The 12,674-nt window shown below is 40.1% G+C and carries 12 protein-coding genes; 1 reads left to right on the top strand and 11 read right to left on the bottom strand.

All coding sequences use genetic code 11. The annotated features are described in order from the left end of the window. Positions 1–66: 66 nt before the first annotated feature. From FFM68_RS04375 to zapA, 9 genes are all read right to left on the bottom strand, one after another. Positions 67–1,323 carry an ABC transporter permease gene (locus FFM68_RS04375; protein ID WP_137618219.1) on the bottom strand — a complete coding sequence of 419 codons (1,257 nt, stop codon included), beginning with the start codon at positions 1,321–1,323 and terminating at the stop codon, positions 67–69. Next, a complete protein-coding gene (locus tag FFM68_RS04370) occupies positions 1,316–2,215 on the bottom strand; it encodes an ABC transporter ATP-binding protein (RefSeq protein WP_137618218.1) in 900 nt (299 codons plus the stop codon). Before FFM68_RS04370 ends, FFM68_RS04375 begins: the two co-directional genes overlap by 8 nt. A gap of 11 nt (positions 2,216–2,226) precedes the next feature. Continuing rightward, the gene (locus FFM68_RS04365; RefSeq protein ID WP_137618217.1) at positions 2,227–2,691 is read right to left on the bottom strand and encodes a DUF2178 domain-containing protein; all 465 of its coding nucleotides are present in this window, start codon (positions 2,689–2,691) and stop codon (positions 2,227–2,229) included. Then, the gene (locus FFM68_RS04360; protein ID WP_137618216.1) at positions 2,688–2,897 is read right to left on the bottom strand and encodes a helix-turn-helix transcriptional regulator; all 210 of its coding nucleotides are present in this window, start codon (positions 2,895–2,897) and stop codon (positions 2,688–2,690) included. The genes FFM68_RS04365 and FFM68_RS04360 overlap by 4 nt, the downstream gene beginning before the upstream one ends. Positions 2,898–2,983: 86 nt before the next feature. Then, positions 2,984–4,759: an excinuclease ABC subunit UvrC gene (uvrC, locus tag FFM68_RS04355; protein ID WP_137618215.1), complete on the bottom strand. Its 1,776-nt coding sequence runs from the start codon at positions 4,757–4,759 to the stop codon at positions 2,984–2,986. Between the two features lie 122 nt (positions 4,760–4,881). Next, a complete protein-coding gene (trxA, locus tag FFM68_RS04350; RefSeq protein ID WP_137618214.1) occupies positions 4,882–5,196 on the bottom strand; it encodes a thioredoxin in 315 nt (104 codons plus the stop codon). 114 nt (positions 5,197–5,310) lie between these two features. Further along, positions 5,311–7,671 (bottom strand): endonuclease MutS2, encoded by a 2,361-nt coding sequence (locus tag FFM68_RS04345; RefSeq protein ID WP_137618213.1) that lies wholly within the window; start codon positions 7,669–7,671, stop codon positions 5,311–5,313. Positions 7,672–7,733: 62 nt separating this feature from the next. Continuing rightward, positions 7,734–8,282 carry a CvpA family protein gene (locus FFM68_RS04340; RefSeq protein ID WP_137618212.1) on the bottom strand — a complete coding sequence of 183 codons (549 nt, stop codon included), beginning with the start codon at positions 8,280–8,282 and terminating at the stop codon, positions 7,734–7,736. A gap of 12 nt (positions 8,283–8,294) precedes the next feature. Beyond that, on the bottom strand, positions 8,295–8,729 hold the full coding sequence (zapA, locus tag FFM68_RS04335; RefSeq protein WP_137609124.1) for a cell division protein ZapA: 435 nt from the start codon (positions 8,727–8,729) through the stop codon (positions 8,295–8,297). Positions 8,730–8,864: 135 nt separating this feature from the next. Here zapA and rnhC point away from each other — a divergent pair, with 135 nt between their 5' ends. Further along, positions 8,865–9,764, top strand: coding sequence for a ribonuclease HIII (gene rnhC / locus FFM68_RS04330; RefSeq protein ID WP_137618211.1), 900 nt, complete (start codon positions 8,865–8,867; stop codon positions 9,762–9,764). A gap of 97 nt (positions 9,765–9,861) precedes the next feature. Here rnhC and FFM68_RS04325 read toward each other — a convergent pair whose 3' ends face one another. Then, positions 9,862–11,052, bottom strand: a complete 1,191-nt coding sequence (locus FFM68_RS04325; protein WP_137618210.1) for an amidohydrolase family protein — start codon at positions 11,050–11,052, stop codon at positions 9,862–9,864. A gap of 102 nt (positions 11,053–11,154) precedes the next feature. Then, the gene (locus FFM68_RS04320) at positions 11,155–12,615 is read right to left on the bottom strand and encodes an amidase (protein ID WP_137618209.1); all 1,461 of its coding nucleotides are present in this window, start codon (positions 12,613–12,615) and stop codon (positions 11,155–11,157) included. Positions 12,616–12,674: the final 59 nt, after the last annotated feature.

Below are 12,674 nucleotides of genomic sequence, written 5' to 3'. Positions count from 1 at the left end.
TGCTGCAATTTGTTTAAAGCTTATCTTTATTGTGAGAGACTTTGATTCCAGGGTCAACTGATTTGTTTACTTTTGACGATTATTCCGCATGATTGCAATCGATTGTTTCAACGCACTGAGTGTACCGCCTTCACTGTAAACTAAAACGTTTGATTTGTATAACTGAGCAGAAAAAACAGTTAACAAGCCGGTGAAAATCACAAGAATCCCTAGAGAAATAAATGCGCCGGACATTGCGGCAGTCCCTGAAGCTAAGCGGATCGGCATACTGTAAGAAGATAAAAATGGAATATATGAGGTGACTTTAATGATCACGTTTGTCGGATCCGAGCTTCCTAAAATCAAGCCTAACATATACCCTATCATCGAAAGGTACATGACCGGCTGGATCGCTTTAGCTGTATCTTCAGGCTTGCTGACCAATGAACCGCACAAAGCTGAAAGAACGGTATATAAGAAAATCCCTACCAGCATGAAGCCGACAATCATTAATATGTTGCTGCCAAATATACTTTTCAACGATACATTTTCAATCATTCCTTTTACCATTGGAAGGTCTTTGAACTGGCGATAGCCTATGACCAGCGCGATGCCATAGATCAGCAACTGAGTCAGTGCCACTAACAACACTCCTAGTAATTTTCCATAATAATGCGTCTTCGCCTTCATACTTGAAAGTAGCACTTCCATGATCCGCGTTCCTTTTTCTGAAGCGATCTCTTGCGCAATGATTGATGAATAGCTCATGATGAAAACAAACATGATGATTGTTGTTAAGAAACTAAACACATACTGAGTGTCTGAATTGCCGCCATCACTTTCCATCTTGCCATTTTCAAAACTGACTTTTGCAGCTTCAAATTTTGCCGGCTCCATAACTTCTTGAACTTGAGTGGTAGTTAAATTCAGCGAACTCGCACGAAGCGTTGTTTGCATCGAGCTCAAAATTTGCTGCAGCGCCATTTCTGTAGAAGTCCCTAAAGAGGCTTTACTATATAATTTCCCCGAAACTTGATGCTCATCCAGTTTTAGATCAAGATACGCGTCAATTTTCTTATCTTCTAATTGATCTTGAGCTTTTTTATCGCTTGCTACAACTTTAAATGTATAATCTTTATTTTCAGTCTTAGCTAGTTGCTCGGCTGCGGCGGGGTGGTTACTGACGATCCCAATTTGATTGATTTCATTTGCGTCGCCGAAGAAATGTTGGGATAAATAGAAAATCCCCATAACAAAAAATGGCGCTAAGATCATGATCGCAAAAGCGGTCGATTTTACATTTTTTTTATAAACGTCTTTGACGATGATTCCTAGCTTACTCATTTATAACACCCGCTTTCCATTTAAAGATTTCTTCTAACGTCGGTGGTTGCTGATTGAACATTGGGATATAGCCGTTCTTAGTCGCTTCAGCAAAGATTGCTTGTCCCACAGACGGATTTTCCAATGTGATATCAAAAATGCCGTCATCTTTTTGAACAACGGTGTGGACTCCAGCAAATGCCTGCAGCGCTTCTTTCGTCATCGGTGATTCTAAATATAATTTGCTGCGGCCGTAAGATTCGCGGATCTCATGGACCTTGCCGTTCAACACGGTTTCTCCATTTCGCAGCATGATCAAATGATCACAGATTTTTTCGACATTATCCATATTGTGACTAGAGAAAATGACACAAGAACCTTTTTCTTTTAATTCAATAATGCCATTTTTTAATAACTCCGCATTGACAGGATCTAAGCCACTGAACGGTTCGTCTAAAATAACCAGCTTAGGTTCATGGATCAATGTCGATATCAATTGGACTTTTTGTTGATTTCCTTTCGAAAGGGATTTTACTTTGTCCGTTTTCTTCCCTTTGACTTGAAATTTTTCCATCCATTCATCGATTTTTGGCAAAATCTCTTGTTTGCTCTTTCCTCGCAACGATGCAAAAAACAATAATTGGTTCTCAATCGTGACCTTAGGATACAACCCGCGTTCTTCCGGTAAATAGCCGATCAAATTATAATCTTTTTCCGACATTTCATGACCATCCCACTGAACACTTCCGGAATCTTTTGTTAAAAAGTCCAGAATCAAACGAAATGTTGTCGTCTTTCCTGCACCATTTTGACCGATCAGTCCCAAAATTTTCCCGTCTTCAATCGTAAAGTTTAGATCGTTCAATGCCTTATACGAGCCAAAACTTTTGCTTAAATGCTCTACTTGTAACATTTCCTCACTCCTTATAATTTCTTTCTAAAATAAAGATAACAAATCAAATAACTACCCAAAAATACATAAAGCAGACTGCTGGATACAAACATCAAATCTGCTGAAATAAAACTTCCGACCATAGTTAAAATCAATAACACGATTGCCATGACAGAACCAGTGATTTGCAGGGATTTGCTTGAGATTGCTAAATTGCGTTCATCTGTTTTAGCGATTCGATGCTGTCTCAATTTTTCCGGGTCATTCATTGTACGGTGATTTCTTACGATATATATCAGAAACACACAACTCAATGATAGGAAAAAACCGAATAAAAAGCCGGCTGCACGATCGTTTATTGCTAATTCATACCAAGTCGTTCCAATCAATAAAATTCCTAGACATGCCAACATGAAAATAGTTGCGGCTGAATAGATCAGCGTTTGTTTTTGTAATTTTTTCCGATACGCGCGATCGATTTTAGTTAACGCTCTCACAATTCCTCATCCTCCTCAGAAAAAATAAATACATCTTCGATCGTCAAGTCGAAAAAGCGAGCGATTTTATGAGCTAAGAGCAAAGACGCGTTGTAGCGACCACTTTCCAGTGAAATAATCGTCTGTCTGGTGACTTCTAGTTCCTGCGCTAAATCATTTTGGGTCAGCTTATGTTCTTTTCGAAGTATTTGAATTCGATTCTGCATGTGACCACCTCTTAATGTATAGTGTCCTTTACATTATTTGACAAAAGTATAGCATCCCCTACTTTTTATGTAAAGGATGCTATACTTTATTTTTTCTGTAATTGATTATACGTATTTTCTGCCACTGCTTTAGGCAATCCTACTTTTTGCAGCTCCTCGATCGAAGCCGCTTGGATATTTTTCAATGATTTGAATTCTTTCAACAACATTTTTCTGCGTTTTGGGCCTAAGCCGTCGATATTATCAAGTTTTGAAGCAAAACTATTTTTACTGCGCAGCTGACGATGGAAAGTGATTGCAAAGCGATGGACCTCATCTTGGATACGCTGCAGCAAGAAAAATTCTTGCGAGTTTCGTTCTAATGGTACAACACTTAATTCTGGACCAAAAAGCAACTCACTCGTTTTGTGCTTATCATCTTTTGCCAGACCGGCAATCGGAATATCAATCCCCAGTTGATTGGCTAAAACATCTTTCGCCACATCGACTTGTCCTTTTCCCCCGTCGATTACGATTAAATCAGGAAAGGGCAGTCCTTCTTTTAAGACCCGCGAATAACGTCGGTAGATCACTTCACGCATTGAAGCGTAGTCATCCGGTCCTTTGACTGTTTTGATCTTATATTTACGGTATTCTTTCTTCGCTGGTTTTCCATCGATGAAAACGACCATCGCAGAAACGGGATCCGTTCCCATAATATTCGAATTATCAAAAGCTTCGATTCGAATCGGTGCCGGGATATTCATTGCATCGCCTAGTTTTTCTACTGCACCAATTGTTCGTGCTTCACTGCGGCCGATCAAATCAAATTTTTCATTCAAGGCGACGTGGGCATTCTTTCCAGCTAGCTTCACTAATTTTTTCTTTTCCCCACGTTGCGGCTGCAATACTTTTGTGGCTAATAATGCTTCTACACTGGCTTTGTCGATATTATCCGGGATCAAAACTTCTTTAGGAATAAAATGTTCATTTTCTTGATAGAACTGGCCGATATAAGTCAAAAAATCTTCTTCCGCATCATTATAAAATGGGAACATCGAGACGTCTCGTTCAATCAATTTTCCTTGACGAACAAAAAAGACTTGGACACACATCCACCCTTTATCCGTTGCATAACCAAAAATATCGCGATCGACTAAATCAGTTGTCGTCATTTTTTGCTTAGTCATGACTGTCTCGATTGCTTTGATCTGATCACGGTATTCGGCGGCTTTTTCAAATTCCATATCTGCCGCGGCTTGATTCATTTTTTCGTTTAATTGTTCTTGGATCTCTGTATGACCGCCCGTCAAAAATTGTTTGATCTCTTCGACCATATCTTTATATACTTGCGGATCGACATGAAACGCATACGGGCAAAGACATTGCCCCAGATGATAATAAAGGCAAGGTGTCTTTTGCGATGGCTTGCACTTACGTAACGGAAATAAACGATCCAATAGTTTCTTCGTTTCGTTCGCAGCATTCACATCAGGATATGGACCAAAGTAATGGGCCTTATCTTTCAAGACCTTTCGTGTAATCATCAAACGCGGATACTTTTCATTGGTAATTTTCAAAAAAGGATACGTTTTATCATCCTTCAACATGATATTGTACTTTGGATCATTTTTTTTGATCAAATTGATCTCAAGTAACAACGCCTCAATGTTAGACTCTGTTACGATATATTCAAAATCCACGATCTCACTGACTAACCGTTCAGTTTTTGTATTGTGGCTACCAGTAAAATAAGAGCGGACTCGATTTTTTAAAATTTTTGCTTTCCCAACGTAAATGATCGTACCGTTTTTATCTTTCATCAAGTAACAGCCGGGTTGATCAGGCAAAAGCGCTAATTTATTTTTTATTCGTTCGTTCATAAGCTGTTTCCCTTCACCGCTCTCTTGTAATTAACCGCCGCTTTTTAAATTCTATCCAGTAAAGTCGGCTGGTAAAGTTGAACTGACAAAAAAGCTGGACATAAAGTCCAGCTCAATACTTCTTACATGTGAGCTTGGATAAGCTCTTTTAATTGATCTTTCGTGTGAACGCCGATCACTTTATCAACGACTTGTCCGTCTTTTTTCAAAAGAAGCGTTGGGATGCTCATGATTCCGAATGATGCAGGAGTTTCTGGATTTTCATCCACATCCATTTTTACGATTCTGAATTCATCTTCATCGTATTCCTCAGATAATTGTTCTAAGATCGGTGCTTGCATCCGACAAGGACCACACCAAGTAGCCCAAAAGTCGATCAAAACAAGTCCGTTATCTGTTTCTTCATTAAAAGTTTTATCAGTAACTACTTGTGACATTTGAATTCCTCCTATATTCGTTTGGATGCTCGATAAATAAGCATCTGTTTTCTTGATAAAAATAGTATAGCACGCGTGCTTTTTCTACGCTACTCTTCTGCTTACACTTGTAAACTATTTGAATGTTACCACGGTTGCACCGCTGCCGCCTTGATTTGCCGGAGCAAATTCAAAGGTCTTAACATTTCGATTATTTTTCAAATAATCTGTGATTCCTTTACGTAAAGCGCCGGTTCCTTTCCCATGAATGATCCGAACTTGGGCAAAATTAGCAAGTAGCGCCGCATCGATATATTGATCAACTTCAGCGAGTGCTTCTTCATAACGCTTCCCGCGTAAATCTAATTCTGGTTTTACTCGAGCACTAGCACCACGCTGCACACCGGTAACTACTCGTTGTTTTGGTTCTTCTACCGGTGTAGTCAGCGTCATGTCTTCTTCTGAGACTGTCATCTTCAAAATCCCTAGTTGAACTTGCCAGTCATTGTCGCCGACTTTTTGAATCAACGTTCCACGTTGACCATAAGTCTCTACGATAACTTCATCGTTTGGTTTAAATTGTTTTTTCGCTTTTGCTTTTTGTAAAACTTTATTTTTCTTTAATTGTTCGTCTTGTTTTAAATCAGCGAGCTGGGACTTTGCATCAATCAAGTGATGTTCTTTTACATTTCCTTGACCGGACAGTTGCATTTGACGAATCTCTTTGATAATTTTTTCAGCATTCTCTTCTGCTTCATTGACAATGGCATTTGCTTTTTTGCGTGCTTTTGCCATTTCTTGTTCTCGTTCGTCGAAGAAATAAGAATAGGCTGTTTTCAGATCACGATACAATTTTTCTGACTCATCCACATAATGACGAATCTCTAAATACTCAGTCTCTGTTGCTTTTCGTTGATTTTCTAAATCTGCGATCATTTCATTAAGATCTTGGCTTTCTTCATCGATGATCTGCTTAGCACTTTCAATTACTAACGGATCTAAACCAAGTCGGCGTGAAATCTCAAAGGCATTGCTTCGACCGGGAACACCGATCAAGAGCCGATACGTTGGACTTAATGTATCGACATCAAACTCCATACTGGCATTGATCGTATTAGAACGATTGTAGCCATAAATTTTCAATTCTGGATAATGGGTCGTCGCCATGACATAGGCAGCTTTTGCCCCAACCGCATCTAGAATCGCAATCGCCAATGCCGCACCTTCTTGTGGATCCGTTCCCGCACCAAGCTCATCGAATAATACTAAACTATGCTCATCGATTTTATCTAAAATCGACACGATATTGGTCATATGAGAAGAAAAGGTTGATAAGCTTTGTTCGATGGATTGCTCATCACCAATGTCTGCAAAGATTTCTGTAAAAATACCCATTTGACTTTCTTCGGCAACTGGCAAAGGAAATCCTGCTTGCCCCATCAATTGCAACAGTCCTAAAGTTTTTAACGAGATTGTTTTACCACCGGTGTTCGGGCCGGTGATTACTACTGCTTGGAAGTCTTGTCCGATCATCAGATCATTTGCGACCGCTTTTTCTTGATCCAATAAGGGATGACGAGCTTGTTTGAAAGAAACATGATTAGCTTGATTGATCTGTGGAACAACCGCTTTTAATGTCTTTGCAAACCGTGCTTTGGCATTCATTAAATCAAAACGGCCTAAAACATAAGCATTATGCAAAATGTCGTGACGAGGTGCTACTAATTCTCCAGATAATTCTGCTAAAATACGTTCGATCTCCGTTCGCTCTGCAATTTGTTGCTGACGCAGACGGTTGTTCAATTCTACGACTTGCTTAGGTTCCATAAACAATGTTTGACCTGAAGCGCTTTGATCATGGACTACTCCGCCAAAGACTCCGCGGTATTCTTGCTTCACTGGAATCACGTAACGATCATTTCTCATGGTAATCAAGCTATCGCTTAAATATTTCGCATTTTTCCCGCGAATCAATCCGTCTAGCTGTTCGCGGATTGTTTGTTCACTGCGACGGATTTGACTGCGGATCGTTCGTAATTCTGGCGAAGCCTCATCTCGTACATGACCGTCTTCTTCCACCGAACGACGCAATTTCCCGCTTAATTCCGGCAATGTCGTCAACTGTTCTTCCCAAAAATACAGCCGCAAAAATTCCAACTCACTGTCTTTTAAATCTTCAATGAAACGAACCAATTCGCTCGTAGTAGAAAGAACTCGCGAAACTTCTGCTAATTCCAAACCATTCAGATTCGCACCAATCTCGATTCGTTTCATATGTGGTTTGATATTATTTAATTTAGGAATCGGAAGCCCCCCGCGCAAACGTTGGACCTTCATGCCATCTTCTGTCTCATCCAACCACGCTTGAACCGTCGCTTCATCGCTAGAAGGTGCCAATTGGCGAAGCTCTTCTTCCCCTTGTTCAGTCGTTAAAAACTGTTGAATCATTTTCGTAACTTGTTCAAACTCTAATGTTTTTAGGATACGTTCATTCATTTTTTCACCTTCTATACATAAATAAACCGAAACCTGTCAAACAGCGTCCCGGTTTTTTTACTTTATCCAATAATTTTTGTGACCCATAAATTGTCAAACTGCGAGCTTAGAAACAGCGAATGTTCAATGATAAACCGCGCAAACCAACTGTTTTCTAGCTGACCTTGAATCAGAGCCATCGGTACAAAACTCACTAACTTCAAAATCAAAAAGATCGCCACGTAACAGATAATCACCTGCAAGACCCCCGCGATGATCCCATCGTATTGGGGAATCGCCACTTTAAACAACAGATCTTTAAAAAAGATCGCAATCAAATGCGTCAAGAGCCAACCAATCACTAAGATCATCACAAAAGCCACGCCTGCATAAAACGCCTTATCTAAATTGAAGGCTTGTTCAACAGAATAATAGACCATTTTTGATTCGGCTGTAACCGATGGGTACGGCACGAACAGGTCCAAATGTGTTCCCAACTGCTGATAAAACATTCGTGCAACAATAAATGTCAGCAGATAACCGATTGAAAATACTAACTGATAGGCAACGCCGCGGCGATAGCCAACATAAAAAGATAGCAGTAATGCAAATAAAATTATCAATGTTAACATAATATCCCTCACTTATTTATTTGCCGCTCTTTTTTGAATCTCACGTTTTCGATTTTCATTAACGATCTGCTGAGCTTCTACGTGATTTCGAATTGGAACATTTTCTTTTCCATTTTTCCGCATGATTTCTTTAGCTTCAGCTTCAATGGCTTCGATTTTTTTTATCCGATTCTCTAATTCTAAATTATGAGCAGCCTGCCCATCAAGCGTATGTTGCTGCTTTTCTAGTTTCATTAATGCTTCTTGCTTTTTCAGCTGGTCTGAAATCGCATTGATCGCCAGCAACATTGCCGCCTTTTCTGGTGTAATGGCAGGCGACAACGATAGAATCTCTTCTAACTGCTCATTGACCAACGCAGTCACCATATCCATATGTTGCTTGGATTCCTGTCCAATGATAGTATAAGTCTGACCGGCAACGATTGCCTTATAGCGATTTTGCGCCATATCGATCAACCTTCCTAAAACAATTTTTTTAATAGTTTCGTAACAAAAACACTAATATATTATATGCTAAAATCTTTGATATGTACAACTTTCATCAATTAAAAGCGAATTAACTTAAAGAAAAGAGAAAAAACTATGAGCTCTGCTGTTTTAAAATTATCAAAAGCTGAAATTCAAAAACTCAAAATGTATTATTCTGACCACCTATTGAATAAAAAAGTTCCCTATAGTGAATTTTCCGCTAAAAAAAACGGGACAAGCATTACAGCCTATACTTCAGGTAAAGTCTTATTTCAAGGCAATAACGCCGAACAAGAAGCAGCCCGCTGGGGAAAAACAGATACTGCTCCTAAAAAAAGCAGCACTTTGCCTAAAAATTTTGCTTCATTAGCTGTGCTTGGTAGTGATGAAGTCGGCAATGGCAGCTATTTTGGCCCTCTGTGTGTCTGTGCAGCGTATGTCGATAAGGAGCAGCTAGCTACTTTGCAGCAATTAGGTGTCAAAGACTCAAAAATGTTAACTGATGATCAGATTCGTAAAATGGCACTGACGCTCAAAGAATTGATCCCTTATAAATTATTAGTCGTTGATCCTGAAAAATATAATGAGATCCAGCCTAAATACAATGCCGTTCGAATGAAAGTCGCACTGCACAACCAAGCGATCCGTCTGCTATTGGAACAAATCAAACCAACGAAACCTGACGCGATCTTAATCGATCAATTCACTTCTGAAGCAAATTATTTAAAGTATGTTAAACAAGAACCAAAACGCGTTGAACAAAAGATCTATTTTGTCACTAAAGGTGAACAATACCATCTTTCTGTTGCGGCGGCTTCGATTATTAGCCGAGCTAGTTTCCTTGAAGAATTGGATAAAGCCTCTTTAGAACTTGAAACCAAAGTACCTTCCGGCGCCGGCAAACCTTCTGATGAACTCGCAGCAAAATTATTACGACAAGGTGGGATAGATTTACTGCGCAAATACGTCAAATTGCATTTTACCAATACTGAAAAAGCCCAAAAAATGATCTAGAAAACCTTTCGATAATGACATGTTTAATACATCAATCCTAAAAAGTTAGACCAAAAAGCTAACTTTTTAGGATCGTTCCATCTGCCGCAAGTTTTCTTTAGACTTCCTTTCCGGCCAAGAAAACTTGACGAATGTTTCTTAAATCTTGGATCTCTTTGGTCACATCCCCTTCTGCCACAACGATATCTGCTTGCAGACCACTTTTCAATTCGCCAGTAACTTCTGACAATTCAAATACACGAGCGGGATTTTGTGTCGCTGTTTGAATGGCTTCCACAGGTGTTAATCCATAATGGACCATCAATTCTAATTCTTCGACGATTGGTACACTTGGCGCCTCTAACATCACCATATCTGTTCCCGCAAGAATCGTTACACCTTCATCATAAATGGCTTTGAAGTTTTCTGAATAAGCCTGTACAGAACTTTCAAAAAAATCTAAATGATGTGAATAGGTTTCTGTTGATTGATTGGAATGATCGATTCCGACTTCTTGAACTTTCTGATTGTATTCTGCCAGAAAATGATAAGCAAACATCGTCGGCGTCCATGACTGCTGGTTTTTCACCATTTGTTTGGCTTGATCCACCGTTAAGAAATTTCCATGTTCGATCGTATCAAAGCCCGCATCGATACACATTTGAATCCCCGGTTGCGTCCCTGAATGGACCACACATTTCATTCCTAATCGATGAGCTTCGGCTACTCCTGCATCTAATTCTTCTTGCGTAAACTCACAAATATCATCACGGTTAGTCGTCAACAGCTTGATCCAATCTGCTCCGTCTTTTTTTTGACGCCGAATCGTGTGGCGAATATTTTCTACGCCATCGACTTCCTCGATACCATCTTCATGTCCGTGTCCGCCAGTAATACAAATTCCGCGATCTGTATGCAAAATTCTCGGTGCTTTGACAAACCCTTTTTCTGCAGCTAGACGTAATGTCTCTAATAAAAATTGTGGCCCGCAACAATCTCGGATCGTTGTCACCCCTTTTTCCAAACACGTTTCTGCTTGCTGCTGTGCATAGTAAGCGATCATGAAGTCATTGTAATGATGCAAGTCTGGTTGCGTCCAATAATACCCCAGATGAATATGAGCATCCATCAAGCCCGGTAAAATCGATGCTTCGCCATAATCACGGACCTGTGCTTGTGGAAATTCTTTTTCCAATTCTGCTGCTTTGCCAACAGCTAAAATAATATCTTCTGCATAAACGACTCCGCCATCTTCAATAACCGTTTTTCCATCGCCTGTAATCACATGGCGCGCTTTTAATAAAATCATTCTCTTGTCTCCTTCCAATTAAACCGCTTTCACAACTTTATTAAGTGTACCAAAAAAACCATCAAGATTGATAGTCCAATCTGATGGTTCTAGCAAAACAACTTATTTTTCTCGGTAGTATGCAGGTAATTGGAAACCATATTCCGTTTCAAATAGTTTTCCGACTTGTAAAAGCAGATCTTCTCGTCCCCGTGCGGCGGTAAATTGAATACCTAAAGGCAAATCGTGCGCCAAGTGCGTTGGCAAACTGATAGCCGGTTGTCCCGTTAGATTTGCTAACTGAGTGTAAGGCGTGATTTGAAGACTTCTTTCGAACATTTGATCCACTAGTTCTTGTAATTCATTTTCTGATAAATTTTCGGCGTTAGCCAATGACGAACGGATGGCATCACTTTGCAAGTCTTCACCTACCTTAGGTGCTGTTGTCGCAGTTGTCGGAGTCAACAGCAGATCATAATCTTTAAACAATTCTTCCATCGTAAAAGCCGCTTTATCCCACAAATTTAATGCATTGATATAGTGGCTGGCAGGAATTTTTTTGCCGTATTGATAGATGCCCCATGACATCAATTCCATATCTTCTTTTCTAACAGCACGACTTATCCCTTGTTCGATTCCCACAAACATAGCCGCCGTTTCGGCCCCGTTCATCAAATAATAACTTGCCATCAGCTCTTTTCCATCCATTGGATACGCAATCAGCTCCACTTGATGACCTTGCGCCAACAAAAATTCATACGCTTGTTCTACCGCCTGGATTGCTTCAGCAGAAACGATCGAATCAATTGGCGAATCGATGATAACAGCAACTTTCAAAGTCTTTTGATTAGCTGCTTCTTTATGCCGCCAAGCTTTTTTAGGTGCTTGATACGGCGCTGCACTATTAATTTCTCGCATGCCATAGAAAAGTTTCTCAGTATCACGCATCGAGACAGTCAGAGCAAAATCGATCGCCGCTCCCTGCCAGCCGCGCCAACCACTTGGGCCTACCGGCATCACACCGCGAGTTGGTTTCAAACCAATCAATCCGCAAAAAGAAGCAGGAATCCGGATTGATCCGCCGCCGTCACTTGCTCCGGCAATCGGCACGATCCCAGCTGCAACTGCACTGGCTGCTCCACCGCTAGATCCTCCTGAGTAATAAGCAGGATTCCATGGATTTTTAGCAGGCCCATAGACTTGGGCATCCGTGATATTTTTAAAGCCGAACTCCGGCGCATTTGTTTGAGCAAACGGGATCAAGCCATTTTTTAACAGCTGATTTGTAAAATTACTATTACGGCTTGCACGCTGTTCCAGCAATAATCTTGAACCCGATGTACTCAACCAATTCTTTTTATCTTGTCCTAACATTTTTAACGGGATGGGGAGTCCAGCAAAAGGTTGCTCTGCGATTTTTTCGTGTATACGATATTCCGCAAGCGCCTCCTGATCCATCATCGTTACAAACGCATTTAACTGTGGATTTTGTTGACGTGCCTTTGTTTTGAAAATTTCTAACAATTCTTGAAAACTAATCTCTTGATTGCGCAATTTTTCCGCCCAATATAGGCCGTCTTTCATTGTCAGCACCTCTTGTATACTTTTATTTAACCAATTCTATTTGTAAAAAAACGGATGAA

It is taken from the genome of Enterococcus xiangfangensis, from assembly GCF_005405365.1.
GTDB classification, from domain to species: domain Bacteria; phylum Bacillota; class Bacilli; order Lactobacillales; family Enterococcaceae; genus Enterococcus_A; species Enterococcus_A xiangfangensis.
The sequence above is the reverse complement of the archived record's forward strand: the minus strand, read 5'-3'. Positions and strand labels throughout refer to the sequence as shown.

What these genes read in the sequence shown, in the direction of transcription:
- trxA (WP_137618214.1), bottom strand. Translation starts at nt 5,196, where the DNA reads ATGTCACAAGTAGTTACTGATAAAACTTTTAATGAAGAAACAGATAAC.
- rnhC (WP_137618211.1), top strand. Translation starts at nt 8,865, where the DNA reads ATGAGCTCTGCTGTTTTAAAATTATCAAAAGCTGAAATTCAAAAACTC.
- FFM68_RS04345 (WP_137618213.1), bottom strand. Translation starts at nt 7,671, where the DNA reads ATGAATGAACGTATCCTAAAAACATTAGAGTTTGAACAAGTTACGAAA.
- FFM68_RS04340 (WP_137618212.1), bottom strand. Translation starts at nt 8,282, where the DNA reads ATGTTAACATTGATAATTTTATTTGCATTACTGCTATCTTTTTATGTT.
- zapA (WP_137609124.1), bottom strand. Translation starts at nt 8,729, where the DNA reads ATGGCGCAAAATCGCTATAAGGCAATCGTTGCCGGTCAGACTTATACT.
- FFM68_RS04375 (WP_137618219.1), bottom strand. Translation starts at nt 1,323, where the DNA reads ATGAGTAAGCTAGGAATCATCGTCAAAGACGTTTATAAAAAAAATGTA.
- FFM68_RS04320 (WP_137618209.1), bottom strand. Translation starts at nt 12,615, where the DNA reads ATGAAAGACGGCCTATATTGGGCGGAAAAATTGCGCAATCAAGAGATT.
- FFM68_RS04360 (WP_137618216.1), bottom strand. Translation starts at nt 2,897, where the DNA reads ATGCAGAATCGAATTCAAATACTTCGAAAAGAACATAAGCTGACCCAA.
- uvrC (WP_137618215.1), bottom strand. Translation starts at nt 4,759, where the DNA reads ATGAACGAACGAATAAAAAATAAATTAGCGCTTTTGCCTGATCAACCC.
- FFM68_RS04325 (WP_137618210.1), bottom strand. Translation starts at nt 11,052, where the DNA reads ATGATTTTATTAAAAGCGCGCCATGTGATTACAGGCGATGGAAAAACG.
- FFM68_RS04370 (WP_137618218.1), bottom strand. Translation starts at nt 2,215, where the DNA reads ATGTTACAAGTAGAGCATTTAAGCAAAAGTTTTGGCTCGTATAAGGCA.